Source organism: Sphingopyxis soli (assembly GCF_018682675.1).
Taxonomy (GTDB): domain Bacteria; phylum Pseudomonadota; class Alphaproteobacteria; order Sphingomonadales; family Sphingomonadaceae; genus Sphingopyxis; species Sphingopyxis soli.
Window position 1 is genome coordinate 21,371 of the sequence record NZ_JAFMTR010000020.1, and the last position, 21,545, is coordinate 42,915.

The 21,545-nt window shown below is 67.5% G+C and carries 18 protein-coding genes; 7 read left to right on the forward strand and 11 right to left on the reverse strand.

Features of this window, described 5'->3' with window-relative positions:
* Window positions 1–10: 10 nt before the first annotated feature.
* The 6 genes from J1N50_RS02815 to J1N50_RS02840 form a co-directional block, all read right to left on the reverse strand.
* Window positions 11–1,021, reverse strand: coding sequence for a LacI family DNA-binding transcriptional regulator (locus J1N50_RS02815; RefSeq protein WP_215350163.1), 1,011 nt, complete (start codon window positions 1,019–1,021; stop codon window positions 11–13).
* A gap of 212 nt (window positions 1,022–1,233) precedes the next feature.
* Entirely contained in the window at window positions 1,234–2,223 is a 990-nt protein-coding gene (locus J1N50_RS02820; protein ID WP_215350165.1) for a DUF2891 domain-containing protein, read from the reverse strand.
* 160 nt (window positions 2,224–2,383) lie between these two features.
* Entirely contained in the window at window positions 2,384–3,322 is a 939-nt protein-coding gene (locus J1N50_RS02825) for a DUF979 domain-containing protein (RefSeq protein ID WP_215350167.1), read from the reverse strand.
* Window positions 3,319–4,002 (reverse strand): DUF969 domain-containing protein, encoded by a 684-nt coding sequence (locus tag J1N50_RS02830; protein WP_215350169.1) that lies wholly within the window; start codon window positions 4,000–4,002, stop codon window positions 3,319–3,321. Before J1N50_RS02830 ends, J1N50_RS02825 begins: the two co-directional genes overlap by 4 nt.
* Window positions 4,003–4,202: 200 nt before the next feature.
* A complete protein-coding gene (locus tag J1N50_RS02835) occupies window positions 4,203–7,916 on the reverse strand; it encodes a hydantoinase B/oxoprolinase family protein (RefSeq protein ID WP_215350171.1) in 3,714 nt (1,237 codons plus the stop codon).
* Complete coding sequence (locus J1N50_RS02840; protein ID WP_215350173.1) at window positions 7,900–9,522, reverse strand: CHASE domain-containing protein; 1,623 nt, start codon at window positions 9,520–9,522, stop codon at window positions 7,900–7,902. Before J1N50_RS02840 ends, J1N50_RS02835 begins: the two co-directional genes overlap by 17 nt.
* Window positions 9,523–9,693: 171 nt before the next feature.
* Here J1N50_RS02840 and J1N50_RS02845 point away from each other — a divergent pair, with 171 nt between their 5' ends.
* Window positions 9,694–10,347 (forward strand): glutathione S-transferase family protein, encoded by a 654-nt coding sequence (locus tag J1N50_RS02845; RefSeq protein ID WP_215350175.1) that lies wholly within the window; start codon window positions 9,694–9,696, stop codon window positions 10,345–10,347.
* Between the two features lie 67 nt (window positions 10,348–10,414).
* Window positions 10,415–10,888, forward strand: coding sequence for a hypothetical protein (locus J1N50_RS02850; RefSeq protein ID WP_215350177.1), 474 nt, complete (start codon window positions 10,415–10,417; stop codon window positions 10,886–10,888).
* 9 nt (window positions 10,889–10,897) lie between these two features.
* On the opposite strand, the gene J1N50_RS02855 is transcribed toward J1N50_RS02850, so the two are convergent.
* The 3 genes from J1N50_RS02855 to corA form a co-directional block, all read right to left on the reverse strand.
* Entirely contained in the window at window positions 10,898–12,475 is a 1,578-nt protein-coding gene (locus J1N50_RS02855) for an ABC-F family ATP-binding cassette domain-containing protein (RefSeq protein ID WP_215350179.1), read from the reverse strand.
* Between the two features lie 134 nt (window positions 12,476–12,609).
* Complete coding sequence (locus tag J1N50_RS02860; protein ID WP_215350181.1) at window positions 12,610–13,275, reverse strand: helix-turn-helix domain-containing protein; 666 nt, start codon at window positions 13,273–13,275, stop codon at window positions 12,610–12,612.
* 120 nt (window positions 13,276–13,395) lie between these two features.
* The gene (gene corA, locus J1N50_RS02865) at window positions 13,396–14,367 is read right to left on the reverse strand and encodes a magnesium/cobalt transporter CorA (protein ID WP_215350183.1); all 972 of its coding nucleotides are present in this window, start codon (window positions 14,365–14,367) and stop codon (window positions 13,396–13,398) included.
* A 155-nt stretch (window positions 14,368–14,522) separates the two neighbouring features.
* Between corA and J1N50_RS02870 the strand changes: the two genes are divergently transcribed.
* The 5 genes from J1N50_RS02870 to J1N50_RS02890 all read left to right on the forward strand — a co-directional run bounded on the left by J1N50_RS02870 (window position 14,523) and on the right by J1N50_RS02890 (window position 19,906).
* Entirely contained in the window at window positions 14,523–14,900 is a 378-nt protein-coding gene (locus J1N50_RS02870) for a BlaI/MecI/CopY family transcriptional regulator (RefSeq protein ID WP_215350185.1), read from the forward strand.
* A complete protein-coding gene (locus tag J1N50_RS02875) occupies window positions 14,897–16,570 on the forward strand; it encodes a M56 family metallopeptidase (protein WP_215350188.1) in 1,674 nt (557 codons plus the stop codon). The genes J1N50_RS02870 and J1N50_RS02875 overlap by 4 nt, the downstream gene beginning before the upstream one ends.
* Window positions 16,571–16,675: 105 nt before the next feature.
* Window positions 16,676–17,413 (forward strand): hypothetical protein, encoded by a 738-nt coding sequence (locus J1N50_RS02880; RefSeq protein WP_215350190.1) that lies wholly within the window; start codon window positions 16,676–16,678, stop codon window positions 17,411–17,413.
* A complete protein-coding gene (locus tag J1N50_RS02885; protein ID WP_215350192.1) occupies window positions 17,410–19,503 on the forward strand; it encodes a TonB-dependent receptor plug domain-containing protein in 2,094 nt (697 codons plus the stop codon). Before J1N50_RS02880 ends, J1N50_RS02885 begins: the two co-directional genes overlap by 4 nt.
* A 19-nt stretch (window positions 19,504–19,522) precedes the next feature.
* The gene (locus J1N50_RS02890) at window positions 19,523–19,906 is read left to right on the forward strand and encodes a ribonuclease HI (protein ID WP_215350194.1); all 384 of its coding nucleotides are present in this window, start codon (window positions 19,523–19,525) and stop codon (window positions 19,904–19,906) included.
* Between the two features lie 9 nt (window positions 19,907–19,915).
* On the opposite strand, the gene J1N50_RS02895 is transcribed toward J1N50_RS02890, so the two are convergent.
* Both J1N50_RS02895 and J1N50_RS02900 read right to left on the reverse strand, forming a co-directional pair.
* On the reverse strand, window positions 19,916–20,941 hold the full coding sequence (locus tag J1N50_RS02895) for an adenosine deaminase (protein ID WP_215350196.1): 1,026 nt from the start codon (window positions 20,939–20,941) through the stop codon (window positions 19,916–19,918).
* A complete protein-coding gene (locus J1N50_RS02900) occupies window positions 20,934–21,509 on the reverse strand; it encodes a phosphoribosyltransferase (protein WP_215350198.1) in 576 nt (191 codons plus the stop codon). The genes J1N50_RS02895 and J1N50_RS02900 overlap by 8 nt, the downstream gene beginning before the upstream one ends.
* Window positions 21,510–21,545: the final 36 nt, after the last annotated feature.

Here is a 21,545-nt window from a genome sequence, read left to right on the forward strand (position 1 = left end):
TGTGTAACGGTTAGGCGGTGCCGCGGAGCGCAAGTTGGACGGGAATCCGCGTGCCGCTGCGCGTGAAATCATCGTCCTCCAGCGCCATCGCGACCATCGCCTCGCCGGCAGCGTCGAGATCGGGCTCGATCGTGGTCAGCGCGGGGTCGGCAAGGGTGCCCGCGCGGATGCCGTCGAAGCCGATCAGCGCGACATCGTCGGGTATGCGGCGACCGGCGTCCTTCAGGCCCTGCAGGACGCCGAGCGCGAGCATGTCCGACGCGGCGAAGATCGCTTCGACGTCGGGATGCGCGGCAAGCAGTTCGGCGGTTGCGGCAACCCCCTGTGCGTGGCGGTCGGCCGCGACGGGGGGCTCGACAATGACGGGGGCGATGCCGTGCGCTTCGAGTGCGGCGGTGAAGCCGTCGCGGCGCTCGTCGAACTGGCGCTGCGGCGAGCGCTGCGGGCCGACGAAGGCGATGCGCCTGCGGCCGCTCGCGACGAGATGCTCGGCGGCGAGGCGGCCGCCGGTATCATTGTCGCTGCGCATCCAGTGGAAGGGGTCGCCGGGGCTGCCCCAGCAGACGAAGTCGAGACCGGTGCGCTGCGCCTCGGCGAAATAGTCCCAGGCCTCGCGGTTGCTGGTGGTGCCGATGACGATCATCGCGTCGGCAAGGCCGCTGGCGACGAAATCGGCGCGGAAATTTTCGGGGCTTTCCTGGAAGGAGACGAGCAGGTTGAAACCGCGCGCCGAGGTGGCGGCGGCGATGCTGCCGAGCAAGGCAAAATAGAAGGGGTTGATCGCGCTGCGGTCCTCGCCGGGGCGGCAGATCGTGACGAGGGCGAGCGTCTCGCTGCTTTTGAGGCGCAGCGACGAGGCGTGGCGGTCGACGACATAACCAAGCTCGCGCGCGGCGGCCGAGACGCGGGCGCGGGTTTCGGCATTGACGCCGGGGCTGTTTCTGAGCGCGCGCGAGACGGTCGATTGCGACACCCCCGCGCGCTCGGCGACGTCGAACGATGTCGGGCGCAGCGTTTTCATGTGCAGTCCGTCTCCCCTGTTGCGTCGTCTCTCGCCGCGAGGGGCGGGCTTGTCAATGTAGGGCCGGGCGACTGCATTTCTTTCCTTCGTCACCCTGACCTTGCGTCAGGGTCCATGGCCGAGCCTCGCCGGAAGCGCGGCGTCGGACGAAAGGGCGCGCCATGGATGCTGAAACAAGTTCAGCATGACGAGATAAAATGACGTTGGGTGAATCAGAGACCGTCGAGCGCCAGCAGCGCGAAGCTCGCGAGCCAGTGTTCGCCCATATAGTCGCCCGTGACGTGCGGGAGGGCGACGGCAAGATGGTGCTGCGCGGCGGCTTCGGCGATCGGCGCGACGGGATGGTCCGGCCCGATCGCTGCGGCGATCGCGCGCCAGCACCACGCGCGGCTGAGATTGAGGCCGTCGAGATGCGCGATCTTGCCGTCGCTGCGGTCGGAGACGGTGGCGGGGGTGAACAGCGTCGCTGGCTGTTCCTGCGCGGCGCGCGGCAGGAAGGCGTCGAACCAGCCGGTGAAATCCTCGCCGAGGACGACCGCCATCAGATGCGCCTCGGTCAGCGCCGAGGAGAGAAATTCGTCGCCGCCGGGTTCCCACGCCTGGCAGTCCCGGTCGTCGGCGAACCAGCGGCGCGCGCTGGTGTCTATCAGCGCGACAAGCGCGGCATCGCGGGCTTCGGCCCCATGCCGCGCGAGAAGCAGCGCGAAGGCGATATTGAAATGGGTGCCGACGCGCAGTGGATAGGTCAGCTTCGGCAGGAAGGCGTGGAAGCGCGCGGCGAAGGCGAGCGCGAGCGGTTCGAGGGCAGCCGCCCATGGTGCGTCGTGCTGCGCGGCTTCCGCGTGGAGCGCGAGGAGCCACGCCCAGCCATAGGGACGCTCGAAGCCCGCCGAATAGGGGCGGGAGAGGAAAGCGAGTTCGCCCGCAACCTTTTCGGGGACGAGCATCGCGTCGGCGCGCGCGCGGATATCGGCGGCGACGGGCAGGTCGGGAAAGCGGCGCGCGAGGCGGAGGACCTGCCACCAGCCGTGGACGCAGCTGTGCCAGTCGAAGCTGCCATGGAAGATCGGGTGATGGTCTTGCGGGGGTTTTGCGTCCTCGGGGCCGGTGAGGACGAGGTCCATCTTGTACGGATATTCGCGGCCGAGGTGGGCGAGGGTCGCGGCCGCGAACCGCGTGGCGTGGTCGGGGGTGAGGTGCATGCGACCTTCGTACCCAAGATGATCCTCCCTGTCGCGCAGCGATGGGGAGGTGGCAGCGCGAAGCGCTGACGGTGGGGCTTCGGCGCGACGTTGCTGGCCCCTCCATCACCCGCTTCGCGGGCGGTCCCCGCCCCATGGCTGCGCCACAGGGAGGAGGGCGCTAGAAGGCGAAGAGCCAGATGAAGAGGATGTTGACCGCGAGCAACGGCAATGCCGTGCCGACCTGTGCCCTGATCACGCCATAGGGGTTTTTGAGTTCGAGCAGTGCCGCGGGGACGAGGTTGAAGTTCGCCGCCATCGGGGTCATCAGCGTGCCGCAAAAGCCCGCGAGCATGCCGATCGCGGCGATGACCGCGGGGTTACCGCCATATTGTTCGATCAGCAGCGGCATGCCGACCGCGGCGAGCATCACCGGAAAGGCGGCGAAGGCGTTGCCCATCACCATCGTAAACAGGGCCATGCCGAGCCCGAAGGCGAGCGTCGCGCCGAACAGGCTGCCCTCGGGAATCGCCGTGCCGATAAGGCCGCCGACGACTTCGCCGACGCCCGCGAGTGCGAAGACGGCGCCGAGGCTGGCGAGCATCTGCGGCAGGATCGCCGCCCAGCCGACCGCGTCGAGCAGGCGGCGGCCCTGTTGCAGCGGCAGCAGGGGTGCGGGCCTGAGGCGCGCCATCGCGACCGCGAGCGCGATCAGCACGCCGATGGCGAGCGAGATCAGCGTCGCCTGCTTCGGGTCGGCGAGGCCGGGCACCCATTTGAAGAGAAAGGTGCCCGCGAGCGCGACCGCGGGAATGATCAGCGCGACGACCAGCAGAAAGGGGCCGTGGCGCGCGGCGCGTTCGGCCTGCACGTCGGCGGGGACATCGCCGCCCGGCGCGCGACAGATCTGGCCGGTTCCGGCAATCGCGACGAGTGCGAGGACGAGCAGGCCGTTGCCGAAGTCGCCGAGATAGTCGCCGACGATCATCGATACCGCGAGCAGGCCCCAGAAAGCGGCGTTGCCGAAGCGTTTCGGGCTGGTGCGGTCGTAGAGGCCGAGCAGCGCGAAAATGGCGAACGTCAGACCCGCGAGGATATAGACGAATTCCAGCGTGATCATGCGCCCGTCTCCGCCCCGGCCGGCGTTTGCGCCATCCGCCTTTCGAGGCGGCGAAGACGAAATCCGTGAATCAGGAACGCGGCGACCGCGGTCGGGATCGCCCACAGCGAGAAGTGCAGGGGCTCGATCTGGTAGCCATAGCCGTCGAGCACGCCCTTCATCAGCAGGATCGAACCGATCGCGAGGAAGATATCCTCGCCGAAGAAGAGGCCGACATTGTCGGTCGCGGCGGCGAAGGCCTTGACCTCCTCGCGCTGGGCGTCGCTGAGCGCGTCGTTGCGCGCCTCGGCGGCAGCTTCGGCCATCGGGGCGACGAGCGGGCGGACGGTCTGGGCATGGCCGGCGACCGAGGTGAGGCCGACCGCCGCCATCGCCTGGCGGAGCAGGAGATAGCCGGTGAGCAGGCGGCCGAGCGTCGCGCCCTTCATCCGGTCGATCAGGCTGCGCGCGTGCTGCTGCAGGCCGTAAGCCTCGAGCAGGCCGATCACGGGGAGGACGATCCAGATGATCGAGACGTAGCGCGTATCGTTGAACGCCTTGCCGAAGGCGGCGATGATTGCGGCGATGTCGAGCCCCGCGGCGAGCCCCGTCGCGAGCGCCGAGGCCATGATGACGAGCAGCGGATTGAAGCGGAGCAGGAAGCCCGCGATGATGATGAGGATGCCGATCAGGACGAGCATCTATTTCCCTCCCCCTTGATAGGGGAGGCAGCGAGACTTGCGAACTTGTTCGCTAGTCGCAGCGGTGGGGGTGTGCTTTCGGCCCGAAGTGACGGTGCGTGGATATGCCCTCGCCCTCATCCAACTGCGCCTAATCGCTTCGCGATAAGGCTGCGTATCCTTCTCCCATCGAGGGAGAAGGAGGCGGTGCAGCGATGCTTTCAATCCCGATCCCCCTTTGCATTTCCATAACCCCCGCCGCCGGGTGTCTCGATCACAAAGGCGTCGCCCGCTTCGAGATCGGCGCTGCCGGTGGCGCCCAGCATCTCGATCCGGCCGTCGGCGCGTTCGACCCAGTTGCGGCCGGGCGCGGCGTCGTCGCCGCCCGCGAGGCCCGCGGGCGCGATCTTGCGACGGTTCGCGAGGATGTTGGCGGCCATCGCCTCGCGGAAGCGGATGCGGCGGGTGGCGCCGTCGCCGCCATGCCAGCGGCCCTTGCCGCCCGAGCCCTTGCGGATCGAAAATTCCTCGACGATCACGGGGAAGCGCGTTTCCATGACTTCGGGATCGGTCATGCGGCTGTTGGTCATATGCGTCTGGATGACGTCGGTGCCATCGAAGCCCGGGCCGGCGCCCGATCCGCCGGCGATCGTTTCATAATATTGGTGCGCGTCGTTGCCGAAGGTGAAATTGTTCATCGTCCCCTGCGCACCGGCCATCGCGCCGAAAGCGATGAACAGCGCATCGGTGATGACCTGGCTCGTCTCGACATTGCCCGCGACGACCGCGGCGGGGTAGCGGGGCGAAAGCATCGAGTCCGGCGGCACGATCAGCGTAACGGGCGCAAGGCAGCCCTCGTTCATCGGGATCGGGTCGTCGAGCATCGTGCGCAGGACATAGAGGACGGCGGCGCGGACGACGGGCATCGGTGCGTTGAAGTTGTCGGGGAGCGTCGGCGACGAACCGGTGAAGTCGATCGTGACGTGGCGCGCTTCGCGATCGACTTTCACGGCAACCGCGACCTCGGCGCCATTGTCCATCGCATAGGTGAAGGCGCCATCGTCGAGCCGCGCGATGAGCTGACGGACGGCCGCCTCTGCCTGCCGCTGGCCGTACGCCATATAGGCGGCGACGGTCGCGGCGCCGTGTGCGGCGCTGAGGTCGGCGAGAGCACTCGCGCCGCGCTGGCAGGCCGCGACCTGCGCCTTGAGATCGGCGATGTTCAGCGCGGGGTTGCGCGCGGGCCAGTCGCTTGAGGTCAGATGTGCTTGAACATTTGCGTGGAGGAAATGTCCGTTGTCGACGATCAGCATATTGTCAAAGAGGATGCCTTCGTCGTCGATGCTCCTGCTGTCAGGGGGCATCGAACCGGGGGCGATGCCGCCAAGGTCGGCGTGATGGCCGCGCGCAGCGACGAAGAAGCTCGGCGTGTCGCCTTCGACAAAGACCGGCATGATGACAGTGATGTCGGGCAGATGCGTGCCGCCGTCGTAGGGGGCGTTGAGCGCATAGGCGTCGCCGCGCCGGATGCCGCGGCCGTCGCCGGTGCGCTGGCGGAGGATGGTGCGGACGCTTTCGCCCATCGAGCCGAGGTGGACGGGCATGTGCGGGGCGTTGGCGACGAGGCGGCCTTCGCCGTCGAAGATCGCGCAGGAGAAGTCGAGCCGCTCGCGGATGTTGATCGACGAGGCGCTATGCTGGAGCGCGCCGCCCATTTCCTCGGCGATCGCCATGAACAGGCTGTTGAAGATTTCGAGGCGGATCGGGTCGGGGGCTGCATCGACGCCCTCCCCTGAAGGGGAGGGCAGCGAGACTTGGACCGGCGAAGCCGGGCTTAGTCGCAGCGGGTGGGGGCCATCGGCCGTGCGCAAGGCCGATGGCCCCCACCCCAACCCCTCCCCTGAAGGGGAGGGGCTTATTTGGGTCTTGGCAAGCCGCAGCGTCCCTTCATGCTCGACCGTCGCATTCCAGCCCGGCTCGACGACGGTGGTCGAGAGCGCGTCGATGATGATCGCGGGGCCGGCGATGGCGCGGCCGGGGGCTAGGGCGCTGCGCTGGTGGAGCGGGACGTCGTGCGCCGCGCCGGCGAGCCATGCGGTGACGATCTCGGGAGCGGTTTCGGACGAGGCGGGGGGCGGGGGCAGCGCTGCGGGGGCGTCGCCCGTCTCGGTCAACTCGACGCGGATGCGGTCGACGACCAGATTGGCGTGCGGCGCGTAGCCGAAGCGCTGGCGGAAGGCGGCGGCGAAGGCCTGCGCGACGTCGGAGGGCGGGGCGAGCGGAAGTTCGATCGCATTGTCGCTGTCAGCGAGGCGGACGAAGACCAGGGTTTCGCGGCTGGTTTCCGCGCCTTCCGCCAGGTCGGTGCGGGCTTGATCCGACAGGTCGGCTTCCGCGGCCGCGAGCGTCGCGGCGCAATCGGCGTCGAGTTTCAACGCCAATGTGCGCTCGCGGATCGCCGAGGGCTTGGCGAGGCCCATGCCATAGGCGGAGAGCACCCCGGCGAGCGGGTGGAGGAGGATTTCGTCGACCCCGAGCGCGTCGGCGACAAGGCAGACATGCTGACCTGCCGCGCCGCCGAAACCGACAAGGCTGTAACCCTGCGTCACGTCATGGCCGCGCGCGATGGTGATGCGCTTGATCGCGTTCGCCATCTGCCGGACCGCGATGGCGAGCAGGCCTTCGGCGAGGGTTTCGGGAGCGATGCTGCCGATTTCCGCTGCCATCGCCGCAAACTTCTGCACAACGACCTCGCGGTCGAGCGGCCGGTCGCCGTTCGGTCCGAAAAGCTTCGGGAAATGGTCGGGCTGGATCTTGCCGAGCAGCACATTGCAGTCGGTGACGGTGAGCGGTCCGCCGCGGCCATAGGCGGCGGGGCCGGGGTTTGCGCCCGCGCTTTCGGGGCCGACGGTGAGCCGCGCGCCGTCCCAGCGGCAAATCGAGCCGCCGCCGGCAGCGACGGTGTGGATGCGGAGCATCGGGGCGCGGATGCGGGTGCCGGCGACGATCGTTTCATTGTCGCGCTCCAGGCGCCCCGCATAATGGCTGACGTCGGTCGAGGTGCCGCCCATGTCGAAGCCGATGAGGCGGGTCTTGCCGAGCGGAGCCGCGCTCCCGACCATGCCGACGATGCCGCCCGCGGGGCCGGAGAGGATCGCGTCGCGGCCGTGGAAGGCGGCGGCGGAGGCGAGGCCGCCCGAGCTTTTCATGAACTGCGGGTCGATGCCCCCATCCGATCCAGCGCCGAGTTGGGCGACGAACTGGCGGACATAATGGTGGAGGACGGGCGAAAGATAGGCGTCGGCAAGCGTCGTGTCGCCGCGGCCGACGAGCTTGATCAGTGCGCTGACCTCGTGGCTGGTCGAGATTTGGGTGAAGCCGACCGCGGCGGCGATTTCGGCAAGGCGAAGCTCGTGCGCGGGGTAGCGGTAGCCGTGCATGAGGACGATGGCGATGCTGGCGAGCCCGCGGTCGCGGGCGGCTTGCAATGCGGCGCGGGCCTGTTCCTCGTCGAGCGGGGTCAGGACAGCACCGTCGGGACCGACGCGTTCGGCGATTTCGGCGACCTCGGCGTGCGGCGGCGGGGTGCGTTGGAGTTTGCGCGCGAACAGGTCGGGCCGGTCCTGATAGCCGATGGTCAGGGCGTCGCCGAAGCCGCGCGTGATCGCGAGCAGCGTCGGTTCGCCCTTGCGTTCGAGGAGGGCATTGGTCGCGACGGTCGAGCCCATGCGGACCGCGAACCGCGGAAGCGGGCCGCTGCCCGCGCCGGTGAGGTCGCGGATCGCATTGACCGCGGCGTCGCCGGGTCGCGCGGGATCTTCGCTCAGATATTTGGTGGTGACGACGGCGCCGTCGGGGCTGCGCGCCACGACATCGGTGAACGTGCCGCCGCGGTCGATCCAGATATGCCAGCGGTCGTCAGTTTGCAGAGCCATCGTCCGGCCAGCGGATGAGGATTGTCAGGCTGTTGTCAACGGCGGTGCGATCCCAGCTGCCCTTCAATTGCCGTTCGATCAGCGATCGGATGAACTGGGTACCGAAGCTTTCGGTGTCGATCTGCGGCGGCGCGGTCAGGCCGGTTTCGGTCCAGCGAAATTCGACCTGGCCGGCCTCGATGCGCCAGCCGACGGCCAGATCGCCGCCGCGTCCGGACAGCGCGCCATATTTGATGCTGTTCGTGACGAGCTCGTGGACCGCAAGCGTAATCGCCTGCGCGCTCTCGTCATCGAGGCAAACGACGGGGCCGTCGAGCGCCGCCAGACGCTCGCCCGACCAGCCGGCGATTTCCAGTTCGCGGTGGACGATGCGGCCGAGCTCGACGGTATCGACCGCGCCGGTGACGAGCATCTGTTTGGCATCGGAGAGCGCGCGCATGCGGCCGTCGAATTTCGTTTCGAACTCCTCCAGGCTTGCGGACTCGCGGAGAGTGATGCGCGCGAGCGCACCGATGCGGGCGAAGGCGTTCTTCATCCGGTGCGCCATCTCGCCGATCATCAGCTCGCGGTCCTCGGCGTGGCGCGCCTGCTCGGCAGCGAGCGCCTGTGCCATCCCGACACGGCGCTGCTGGACGCGGTGGAGCTGGGTCGCCAGAATGGCGAGCAGGACGCCGAAAACGAAGATGGCGAAAGGGCGGCCGAGCCGTTCGAGAAAGCGGCCGTAGGAAATGCGCATCGTCCATTCGCGATCGGCAACGCGCAATTTTTGCTCGTGCGCGTCCCAGCCGACCTTGCCATGGCGATAAAGAAGCTGGGCTTTCGGGCCGTCGCCGGCATAGACCTCGAGGCCGTCGATCCCGCGGATCTGTTCGCCGAGGACCGCCTTCATCATGTCCTCGCTGCGAAAGGGAGCGTAGACGAACGCTTCGATCGGGCGCGCACCGGGGCGCGTCGCGACATTGGTCAGCGGCGAGGCGGGTAGCCGAGCATAGACCGGGATATAGATCAGAAAGCCCTTCTGCTTCCTCGTCGCCATGCGTTCCTGCGCGAGTTCGACGACGCCGCTCGCGGCGGGCTCACCGGTCTGCCAGGCGCGGCGCATTGCGGCGCGGCGCGTCGGGTCGCTGTACATGTCGAAGCCGAGCGCGACATGACGGCGCGGGGTATAGGGCTCGACGAGCGTGACCGCGAAGCCGATCTTCTGATCGGTGGCCGCTGGCCACACCTTGATATCTTTTCCGTAATTCTGGCGGAGCTGCGCTTCGGCGAGGCCAGGGGCGCCGGCAGGGAAGGCGGTGGCTATACCGACCCCTTCCATGCCCGGGGTACGGACCTGCGGCCGGAGCGACGACAGATAGGCGCGGATGCCCGGGCCGCTCGACCTGGCGTCCGACTGGTAAAGCGCACGGACGCCTTCGAGCACCGAGACATGGTCGCGCAGCCGCATATTGATCTGCATCGCGACACGCGCCGCCTGATCGGCTTCCTCGGACTGGTTGTAAAGAAAGCTCGCGGCGGCGGCGGTGAGCGTCGCAAGCAGGATGACGAGGCCAACAAAGCGGGCGAGCAGGCCCATCAGCCGATCTGCCCAGGTTGAGGGGCGCATTGCGAACATCCTGCTGATGGCTGCCGCGGCAGCGCCCCCCTCCAGGCGCCGATGTTTCACGCCCGCGCGTCGATGGCAAGCTTATTTCTTTGCCGCCCGGATCCGTCGCGCGGGTTGCGTCGCCCCGCCCTTAACCTATGCTGTGAAAGCAGAATAAAGGGAGATTGCAGGATGATCATCTATGGCTCGGTGGTGTCGCCGTTCGTGCGCAAATTGCTCGGTTATCTGGGCGAAAAGGGGATCGATTTCGAGCTGAAGGGCGTAGGGATCGGCGACCCCGATCCGGGCTTTCGCGCCGCCTCGCCGCTCGGAAAAATGCCGGCGATGGACGATGACGGTTTCCTGCTCGCCGATTCGAGCGCGATCATCCATTATCTCGAGGCCAGGCACCCCGAGCCCCCGCTGATCCCGGCCGATCCGCAACAGCGCGGGCGGGTGATCTGGTGGGATGAATTCGGCGACACGGTGTTCGCGGCGTGCAGCGGCAAGATGTTCTTCAACCGCATCGTCTCGCCCAAATTTCTCGGTCGCGAGGGCGACCTCGCGGCGGCTGCGCAGGCCGAGGCCGAAGAATTGCCGAAGCTGCTCGATTATCTGGAGAGCGCGATCCCCGCGTCGGGCTATCTGGTCGGCGACCGCTTCACGCTCGCCGATCTTGCGGTCGCTTCCCCGCTGATGAATTTACGCCATTGCGGTGCGTGCATCGACGCGGCGAAACACCCGAAGACCGCGGCATGGAGCGAAGCGATCCTGTCGCGCCCCAGCCTCGCGCCGTGGGTCGAGAAGGAGGAGCGGATGATGGCGAAAGTGCTGGCGGCCGTCTGACCTTTCGCTCGGCACCGTCAGATAATTTTAAGCAGCGCCTCCTAGTCTGGTGGCGAGGAACAGAACCGTGCAAGCCCGATATCCTTTGCCGCTCCACCATAGCTGGCCGCTCTATGAGCGCGCGCGCCACTTCGACCTCGGCTGGGCCCAGCGGACGAGCGTGCGGGTGCCCGACCGGCCAGGGACCGATACGCCCGAGGATGCCGAGGCGATCGCGCGGCTGGGTGCGGGCGTGTGGCATTGCGACCTTGCGACCAACCGACTGAGTTGGACCGATACGGTGTACGATCTTTTCGGCCTGCCGCGTGGCTCGGACGTCGCGCGGGCGGCGGCGGTGGCGCAATATTGCGAGGGATCGCGCGCCGCGATGGAACGGCTGCGGGCGCACGCCATCGCGCATCGCCGCGGTTTCACGCTCGACGTCGAGATCGGCCCGGCGCGGGCGCAGACGCGCTGGATCCGGCTGATCGCCGCGCCGGTGTGCGAGGACGGCCATGTCGTCGCGCTCCACGGCCTGAAATTTCCGGTCCCCCAAGGCTGACCAAAGCGGTCAGCGCAGCGCAATCTCGCGGGTGATCCCGATCGCGTCCAGAAACGCCGGATCGTGACTGACCACGAGCAGCGCCCCGTCATAGGCGGCGAGCCCCATTTCGATCGCGGCCAGCGATTCGATGTCGAGGTGATTGCCAGGCTCGTCGAGGATCAGCAGTTGCGGCGGCTGCGGGGCGCCGAGGACGCAGGCGAGGCCGGCGCGCAGCATCTGGCCGCCGCTCAGCGATCCGACCGTCCGGTCCGCGGCGTCGGCGCGGAAGCGGAAGCGGGCGAGCGCGGCGCGGCACTGGTTGTTCGTCGTCCCCGGACTGAGGGCAAGGAAATTGTCGGCGATCGACAGCGACGGGTCGACCAGCGAAACGCGCTGGTCGAACATCGCGAACGGCACCTGCGTGCGCGCCGTGCCCGACCAAGGGCCGATCGTACCCGCCACAAGTGCGAGCAAAGTCGATTTCCCCGAACCATTGGGCCCGGTGATCGCAACGCGCTCAGGGCCAGCGATCGTCAGCGACAAGTCGCGGATGACGGGTTGCCCCTCGATATAGCCGGCCGTCACATCGTCGAGCGCGAGAACAGTTCGCGAGGCGGCCAGCCCGGTCGGGGGCAGTCCTGCCGACAGGGGATCGACGACTTCGATCTTCGTGCGTGCCGCCAATAGCTGGGCCTGTGCTGCGTCGCGCTGGCGCCCGGCGAGGCGGCTTGCCGCGGCGCGTGTCTCTTCGGCGCGGCGCTTCTGTCCGCCGACGATGATCTTTGGCATGTCGCCGCGCGCCGCCTTGCGCCGACCGCCCGCGTCGCGCCGGTCCTGCCTTTCGGTCGCGACCTGCGCCTCGCGCCGGGCGGCGTCCAGCCGCTTTTCCGCGTCGGCGAGTTCGGCCTCGACCGCCGCGCGTTCGATCTCTTTGCGCGAGCGATAGGCGCTCCAGCCGCCGCCGTAGCGCGCGGCGCCGAGGCCGGAGAGTTCGACGATCGCGTCCATCTCCTCAAGCAGTTCGCGATCATGGCTGACGACGATTGCGCCGCCGCGCCAGCCGCGCAGCAAATCGCGCACCGCAGCGCGCCCGTCCCGGTCGAGATTGTTGGTGGGTTCGTCGAGGAGCAAGAAGTCGGGCGCGGCGAATATCGCAGCGGCAAGCGCCGCGCGCGTGCGCTGGCCGCCCGACAGGTGCGGCAGCGGGGTGTCCGCTGAAAGCGAAAGGCCGACCTTCGCGAGCGCTTCGTCGATCCGCGCCTCGAGCGTCCAATCGGCGTCGCCGATATCTTCGGCGCTCGCATCGCCAGCTTCGGCCTTGCGGAGCAGCGCGAGCGAGTCGCGGGCGTCGAACAGGTCGGCGATCGTCTCGTCCGGGTCGACCTGCACCGTCTGGCGCAGCATTGCGACGCTGCCGTCGACCGCGACCGAGCCGGAGGCGGGCTGGCGCTCGCCGGTGAGCAGGTACAGCAGCGTCGATTTGCCGACCCCGTTGCGGCCGACGACTCCGACGCGCTCGCGCTGGAACCGAAGGTCGATGTCGGAGAGGACGGGGCGGCCGTCGGGCGTGGACCAACCGAGGTTGGCAAGGGTGATCGAGGGCATGGACAAGGCTTTCCTGAAGGCACGGCGTGGCGGCGATGCGTTCAGTTGCGATCCATGATCCTGCGGACTCCCTGCTGGCTACTGCGAACCCTATACCGGAAGGGGGGCGGTCTCCGCAAGGCCGGGCCTTGCGTTTACAGCTCGACGATGATCCGCACCTTGTCGGGCGCGACGCCGACCGTGCGCGCGATCTGCTCGCGGCTGCGCTCGATCAGGTCATGCAGTCCTTCGGGCGCGAAGCCGCCGAGAAGGTCGGACACCTGAACGCCCAGGATCGCGGCCAGGGCGTCCATGCGGTCGTGCTTGGGGCGGGCGCGGCCCTTTTCCCAGCCCGACACCGACGGCGCGCTGACACCGATGCGTTCGGCGACGTCGGCCTGGTTGAGCCCGGCCATGATCCTGAAGCGCTGCAGGCGTGCGCCGAAGGCCTCGTCGGCCGGACTCGGCTGGCTTTCCTCGACCTCGGGCTCTGGGGGCACGACGCTCTTGAGTTCGACCGCGCTGAGTGTCGCGGGCGATACGGGCCCTTCGAACTGGCATCCGAAGAGCCGGCCGCTGGCCCAGATCACCACCGCCGAGATGTCGCCGGCATGCGGCAGTTCGATTTCGATCCGGTCGCCTGCCTCAAGCTCGATATCGCTTTCGAAAAGCAGCCCGGTTCCCGAGATGTTGTGGATCAGCACCTCGATCTCGGTGCCGTCATGATGGGCGCCGCGCGCGAGCAGGCTGAGCTTGCGGCGTGCAGCCGACCGATTGTCGCCGTCGGCGGCTGGGGGCAGGAAATATCCGGAAATGACCATATCCTAATTTTGGGGTGAGACGGTTAAAAGAGGGTTATCAAAGGCCGCAAAGATGGTGCGGCGAAGCGCCTGTACAATGCGGTTGCGGGTTACATCCGCCGCCGCGGCGCGGGTGCGGCGCTAGAGCCAGCCGATCCGCTTGAAGCGGCGATACAGAAGACCGCAGATTCCGCCCATGAGTGCGAGCGCGAAGGGATAGCCGAAGCTCCAGCCGAGTTCGGGCATATGCTCGAAATTCATGCCATAAATGCCGGCGATCGCGGTCGGCACCGCCAGGATCGCGGCCCAGGAGGCGAGCTGGCGCGTGATCACGCCCTGGCGTTGCTGTTCGAGGAGCGAATTGGTGTCGACGACCGACGCGGCCACTTCGCGCAGGCCCTGGAGCCGGAATTCGGCGCGCTGCACATGGTCCCAAATATCGCGAAAATAGGGACGCACCGCCTCGTCGATCCATGGCAGGTCATCGGCGCCGATCAGGCGGTTCGCGACATCCTTCATCAGCCCGACGATGCGCTGGAAACGGATGATCTCATGCCGCTGGCCATAGAGATGACGGATTTCTTCGGCGTCGAGCGGCGTGTCCATCACGCTTTCCTCGACCAGCAGCAACCGGTCCTCGATCGCGTCGATCACCGGGAAATAGCCGTCGACGATGAAGTCGAGGATCGCATAGAGGACATAATCGGGGCCATGCGCGAGCTTGTGCGGCAGGCTTTCGAGCTTCGCGCGCACCTCGGTATGCGCGCGTGCCGAGCCGTGGCGGACGGTCACCGCGAAATGGCGGCCGAGGAAGATCGCCGTCTCGCCCGACTGAATCGTGTCGCCCTCCTGCCGCGCGGTTGCGGCGATGACGAACAACTGGTCGCCATAGATTTCGACCTTGGGAAGCTGCTTCGACTTCAGCGCATCCTCGACCGCGAGCGGGTGGAGGCCGAACCTTTTGGCGATGCCCGCAAGCTCGTCGGGGGTCGGCTCGTAAAGGCCGAGCCAGAAGAAATCGCTGTCGTCGCAATCCTCGGGAATGATGTCGTCGGGGCCGAGCTCGCGGACGAGCCTTCCTTCATTATAGTGGCGGGCGGCCATGATCGGCATCGGCGGACTCCTTGGGCGATGCGCCTACATAGGGGGCGCATCGCGTCAGGGGAATCCTGTTCGATCGCCTGCGTGTATTATTCGAGTAAAACCCTCTTGCCAAAGCCGCGCTACAAATGTAGCACGCTACAAATGTAGCGCATGAGGTGATTCGAATGCTGTCGAGCCTGCCCCCTCGCGAACGCGAGATCGTCGATATTCTCTATGAGCGCGGCGCCTCGACGGTGACCGAGATCGGCGAGGCGCTGACCGACGAGCTGTCGGGCTCGGCGATTCGTGCGATGCTGAAGCGGCTCGAGGTCAAGGGCTTTGTGGCGCGCGAGGCGACCGAGCGCGGCTTCGTCTATGCGCCGAGTGTGTCGGACAAGGCGGCGCGCAAGTCGGCGCTGAGCCAGGTCGTGCGCGTTTTCTTCAACGGATCGGCGACGAGCGCCGCTGCGGCGCTGCTCGGTATGCAGGACGAAATGACGGGCGCCGATCTCGACGAACTTGAAAAGATGATCGCAAAAGCCCGCGACGGGAGGATGAAATGACTACGAGCGCCATGCTGCTGGGCCTTGCCTGGAAATCGCTGGTGATTGCGGGACTCACGCTCGTCGTGCTGCGGCTCGCGCGGTCGCGCTCGGCGGGCGAGCGCTCGATGGTCGCGCATGCGGGGCTCGCGGCGCTGCTCGCGCTTCCCGCTGCGATCCTTTTTCTGCCGAAATGGGCACCGCTGCCGCAGCATTGGTTTGCCGGCGATGCGCCCGTCGCGGCGATGGTTTCAGGAGTTCCGGCCGCCGATCCGGGCCCCGTCGCGATGCCGGTCCCGGCCGCGATCGAGGCTGCGGGCTCGGCGCCGGTGACCTTTCCCGCTCTCGCCGATATCGCGCCCTTTCTCTATCTCGTTCCGCTCGCGCTGCTGTGCGGAATGATGCTGCTTGCGGTCGTGCGGCTGTTCGCGATGCGCCGCCGCGCAGAAATCCTCGTCGAGGGATCGTGGCTGTCGGCGCTTGCCGAGGCGCAGCGGCGCATGGGGTTCAAGCATGGCACCGCGTTGCTGGTGAGCGAGGAACTGCGCTCACCGATCAGCTGGGGTGTGCTGCGCCCGACAATCGTGCTCAACCCGCGCGCGGTCGATGCGGTCGACGAGGCGGAAGCGATCATCGCGCACGAACTGGCGCATGTCGCACGGCTCGACTGGGCGAAGCTGCTCGGCGCGCGGATCGCCTGCGCGGTCTTCTGGTTCAACCCGCTGGTGTGGATGCTCGCGCGTGAAAGCCACCAGCTGCGCGAGGAGGCGGCCGACGATGCCGTGCTGATGGCCGACATCGACGGGCCCGACTATGCGACCCTGCTCGTCGGCGCGGCGCGCCATGACAATCAGGGGGCGCTGCTGGCCGCGCATGGCGTCGCGCCAGGCAGGAACAGCCTGAAGCGCAGAATCACACGCGTGCTCGATGCCAGCCTGAAGCGCGGACCAGCGAGCGCGGGCTGGATGCTGACGAGCCTGGTCGTGCTCGCCGGTGTCGCCGCGCCGCTCGCCGCCTTTTCGGCAACCGCAGATAAAAAGGCGGCGCCGGAGATCCCCGCTCCCGCCGCCGCCACCGCCCCGGCCGCGACGCAGCAGGTCGCCGCGGCCGCGGGCGGGGCCCATCATGCCGGAGAGGCCGCTGCCGATCCGTCGCGGCCGCTGAGCGCCGACGAACTGATCGGTATGCGTGCGGTCGGCGTCACGCCCGAATATGCGGCCGAGATGCGCGAGCATAACGGCCCGATGACCGCCGACGCCATCATCGGCGCCAAGGCGACCGGCGTCGACCCCGCCTATATCAGGAAAATGCGCGGCCTCTTCCCCGGCGTCAGCCTCGACGATCTGGTGGGCGCGTCGGCGCTGCACATCGAACCCGCCTTCGCCCGCGACATGAAGACGCATTTCCCCGACATCGGCATCGACGATGTGATCGCGCTGAAGGCGATGGGGGTCGACTGCGACTTTGTAACCGACATGCGCAAGGCGGGGGTGCGCATCCGCAGCGCCGACGATGCGATCGAACTGCGCGCGACGGGCGGATGGGCGAGCGCGACGGGCCGCAAGGGCGATAAGGGCGCGACCGTCCGGCTCGGCCCCGGCGCGGTGGTCGAGGCGCGCGGCGCCGATGGTCGCGTGACGCGCATCGAGGTTCCCGAGCCCCCCGAACCGCCGGAACCGCCCGCGACCTGACGTTCGTCCAAACGCAGCTTCCGTTGATCGAACCCCTGTTTTGAAATGCCGTTGCGGCGGCGAGCGATGACGCTCGTCCGGCGCACGGAGGGAGGAGTGCACCCCATGAAAATCCCGATGACGCTTGCCGGCGCCGCTTTGCTGTCGGTTCTCGCCTGCGCTGCGCCGAGCACGGCAGCCGATCCGCTGGTGCTGAGCGATATTGCCTGGCGCGCGGAGCCGACGCCGTCCGATGGCGCGCCGCGGCTGCGCGTCAGCCGCAAGACATCGAGCAGCGATGTCGTGATCGACGGAATACGGAACGAATTGGCGGGCGCAAGGGCCGCGCTGGGTCGCGGAGCGGGTCCGACAGGTTTCGCCATCGTCCATGAGGCGGGAACCCTCGCCTGTTCGGGGCGGCTGACCGGCGCCTTCGACGGACAGGGCGATTGCCGCTTCACCGCCGACCCCGGGTTCGAAAGGGCGCTGGACCAGCGCGGCCTCGCCCCCGCCAACCGGGGCGACCTGCTGGCGATGCTGCTGGTCGATGCCACCGTCGAACTCGCCGACGGGCTGACGCGCGAAGGTGTGAAGCCGAAAGACAATGGCGACCTGATCGCCGCCGCGGCGCTTGGCGTCACGCCGGCCTATGTTCGCGACCTTCGATCGGAGGCGCTGGTGCTGGCCAGCGTCGAGGATGCGATCGCGTGCAAGGCGCTCGGCGTCGACGGCGCCTATGTGCGCGGGCTGGCCGACGCCGGATACCGGAAACTCGCGGCCGAGGAGGTCGTCGGAATGAAGGCGATGGACGTGTCCCCCGAATATGCCCGGGCGATGAACCGCGCGGCGCGGGGTGGCCAGTGAAGTCGACGATCAGTCTTTCGGCCATCGCCGCCGCTCTGTCGGCCTCGCCCGTCGCGGCACAGGATGCCGCCGTCGCCGGCGATGCCCCGCCGCCGGTTGCCGCTCCCGCGGGTGCGCCGGGCACGGCGCGGCAGGTGTTCGCACCCGCCGACTTCGCCCGCTACGCGCCGAAGAACGCCTATGACATGCTCGTGCAGGTTCCGGGCTTCTCGATCCGCGATAACGAGAATTTGCGCGGACTGGGGCAGGCCACCGGCAACGTCCTGTTCAACGGCGAGCGGCCGTCGAACAAGGCCGACGACATGTACACCCAGCTGTCGCGCATCCCGGCCGAGAATGTCGAGCGGATCGAGATCGTCGACGGCGCGACGCTCGACATCCCCGGACTGTCGGGGCAGGTCGCCAATATCGTCTATCGCGCCGACAGCATTTCGGGCCAGTTCTCGTGGAAGCCCGAGTTTCGCGCCCACTATACCGATGCGCTGTTCACCCGCGCCGACGTTTCGGTGCGCGGCCGGTCGGGGCAGATCGAATATGAGGCGGCGCTGAGCAATGACGACTCCGCACGCAGCGGCGCGGGCGGGCCGACGCTGATCTACGACGGCGCGGGAAATATCATCGAGCGGCGCGAGGACAGCTGGAACACGCATTACGACACGCCGAAGCTGTCGGGGCGCATCACCTGGGATCCGCCGGGCGATACGGTCGCCAATCTGGGCGGTCATTATCAGCGCAAATATGACCGCTATTTTGAGGATGGCGTGCGGACGAGCCCCGGAACGGCCGACCGCATCCGCACCGTCTATGAAAATGCCGACAGCTGGAATTACGAGGTGTCGGGCGATTACCAGTTCGGTTTCGGGCCGGGCAGGCTGAAACTGATCGGGCTGCGGCGGTTCAGCCACGAGCCTTACAAGCAGGAGATCGTCACGACGCCGGTGGGCGGCATCGCGACCGGCGACCGCTTCGCGCAGACCGGCGACCTTGGCGAGACGATCGCGCGCGGCGAATATCAGTGGAAGCTGTTCGGCGGCGACTGGCAGATGTCGGGCGAGGCGGCGTTCAACACGCTCGACAATGTCGCGTCGATCGCGGTGCTCGATCCGTCGGGCGCGTGGGTCGACCAGCCGTTCGACGGCGGCACCGGCGGCGTCAGCGAGGACCGCTACGAAGGCCTGCTGAGCTTCGGGCGCAAGCTGACCGACAAGCTGACCGTCCAGATCATCGCCGGGGCCGAACATTCGACGATCACCCAGACGGGCGCCAATGGGCTGACGCGCAGCTTCTTTCGCCCGAAGGGGTCGTTGACGCTCGCCTGGGCGCCGTCGGCCGATTTCGACGCGTCGCTGAAGATCCGCCGGCGGGTGCTCCAGCTCAGCTTCTATGACTTCCTCGCGCGCGCCTTCCTCAACGACGGGAACGAGAATCAGAGCAACAACGACCTGAGGCCGCAGCAGGACTGGAGCTATGAACTCGAGATCAACAAGAAGCTGGGCGCCTGGGGTTCGACCAAGCTCTATCTCGTCTTTCGCGACGTCGAGGACCGCGTCGATGTCGTACCCGTCGGCACGAACGGCGGCGAAGGCGTCGGCAATATCGCGAAGGCGAAGGCGGGCGCGATCGAGTGGTCGTCGACGATCAATCTCGATCCCGCCGGGATCAAGGGGATGAAGGTCGAGTCGAGCGTGCTGTTCCAGAAAAGCTCGCTGCGCGACCCCTTCACCGGCGACAAGCGCCAGTGGAGCGGCTTCACCGATCGCGTCGTCGACGTCAGCGTGCGCCACGATATTCCCGGCAGCGACTGGGCGTGGGGCGTCGGCGCCAATTGTTCGCACTACCAGCCCAGTTACCGCCGCAACCAGTCGGACAAGGTGTGGGAAGGGCCGGTGTTCGCGAACGTCTTCGTCGAGCACAAGAATGTGATGGGACTGACGGTCCGCGCGCAGATCCGCAACATCGCCAATGCGCGCTCGAAACGCGACCGCACCGTCTATACCGGCGTGCGCGGGCAGAGCCCGATCGCCTTCGTCGAGGAACGCGACCGGTTGATCGGCCCGATCTTTGCGGTTTCGGTGCGCGGGAACTTCTGATTGCCGCTATGGTGCCCGGATGACCGCGCGCCGGACCAAGATCTTTTTCGATGGCGGATGCCGCCCGAACCCCGGCCCGATCGAGGTCGCCGTGGTCGCGGGCGGCGCCGCGATGATCGGGCGGAGCCTTGGCGAGGGAGGCAGCATCGATGCCGAGTGGCTGGCGCTGATCGCCGCGCTGCGGTTCGCGCGGGAGCGGGGGATCGACGATTTCGTGTTGCTCGGTGATTCGGCATCGGTCGTGGCGCAGGCGCTGGGGAGGGTTCCGGCGCGCGGTGCGGCGGCGGCGCATCTGGCGGCCTTCCGCGATCTGGCCGGTACCGGTCCGGCGCCGCGGGTCCGGCATATCGGGCGGGCACAGAATCTGGCCGGGATTGCGCTCGCCAAGCTGCATCCGCGCTGAGTGCTCGCGTCAGGCGTAGGCGTCTATCGCGGCAAGGTGCCGTGCCTTCTCGGCGTCGCTCAGGAACGATCCGGTGAAGCTGTTGCGCGCGAGCGCCACGAGGTCGGCCCTTGACAGGTCGAGCGCGTCGGCGACGGCGAGGTAATTGGCATTCACATAGCCGCCGAAATAGCTGGGGTCGTCGCTGTTGACGGTCGCGTGAAGACCGGCGTCGAGCATGGTCTTGAGCGGATGATCGGCGATGTCGCCGACGACGCAGAGCTTGAGGTTCGAAAGCGGGCAGACGGTGAGGGTCATGCCCTCGCCCGCGAGGCGCCTGACCAGTGCGGGATCCTCAAGGCTGCGGTTGCCGTGGTCGATGCGATCGACCTTCAGCAGGTCGAGCGCTTCGTGGACGTAGGCGGGCGGCCCCTCTTCGCCGGCGTGGGCGACGATCTTGAGGCCCAGCCCCCTGGCGCGCGCAAACACGCGCTCGAATTTCGAGGGCGGATGACCGACCTCGGAGGAATCGAGGCCGACGCCGGCGATCCGGTCCAGATAGGGCAGCGCTTCGTCGAGCGTCGCCTCGGCGTCGGCCTCGCTGAGGTGGCGAAGGAAGCACAGGATGAGCTTCGAGGTCATGCCGTAGGTCGTCCGGGCATCGTCGAGCGCGCGGGTGATGCCGGCGATGACCGTCGCGAAGGCGACGCCGCGTGACGTGTGGCCCTGGGGGTCGAAGAAGATTTCGATGTGGCGGACGTTGTCGGCGTCGGCGCGCGCGCAATAGGCGGCGGTGAGGTCGTGGAAATCCTGCTCGGTGTGGAGGACACCCATCCCCTGATAATAGATGTCGAGGAAATCCTGGAGGTTCGAAAAGGCGTAGGCGGCGCGGACCTCTTCGACGCTGGCGAAGGGAATGGCGACATTGTTGCGCTGCGCCAGCTCGAACATCAGCTCGGGCTCGAGCGACCCCTCGATATGCAGATGCAGTTCGGCCTTCGGCACGCCCGCGATGAAGGCGGCGCGTTCCTCGCGCGAGGCGAAACCGTCAGCCATTGGGCATGTCCTCGTCGCGCAGGATGATCGCCGCCTCGGGCTTGTGACGGCGGATTTCCTCGACCGTCAGCCCGTCGATCTCGTGCGGGAAGATCAGCCACTGGTCGGTTTCGTGGACGAAATAGTCGGGGTGGAGGCCGGTGACGTTGCGGCGCGGTTTGAACCACACCGTCGCGATGCGGATGTCGCGTGGCATATTGTTGCGGCAGCGCGCTTTCAGTTCGGCGATGAAGGCGCGGATGCTGCGGCCGCTGTCGAACACATCGTCGATGATCAGCAGCCGGTCGTCGGGGTTCAGCGTGTCGATGAGGTAGCCAAGGGCAAAGACGCGGACGTGCGGATCCTGATCGTCGATGCCCTTATAGGAGGAGGTGCGGATCGCGATATGGTCGCAGTGGTGGCCGTGATAGTCGAGCAACTCCTGCACCGCGATCCCGACCGGCGCGCCGCCGCGCCAGATGCCGACGAGATGCGTCGGGCGAAAGCCGCTGTCGATGACCTGCATCCCGAGCCGCAGCGAATCGGCGAGCAGTTCGTTCGCGCTGATGAAGATTTTCGCGTCGCTCATGCCCCCCGAACTAGTCCGCCCCTCGACATTTGTCAT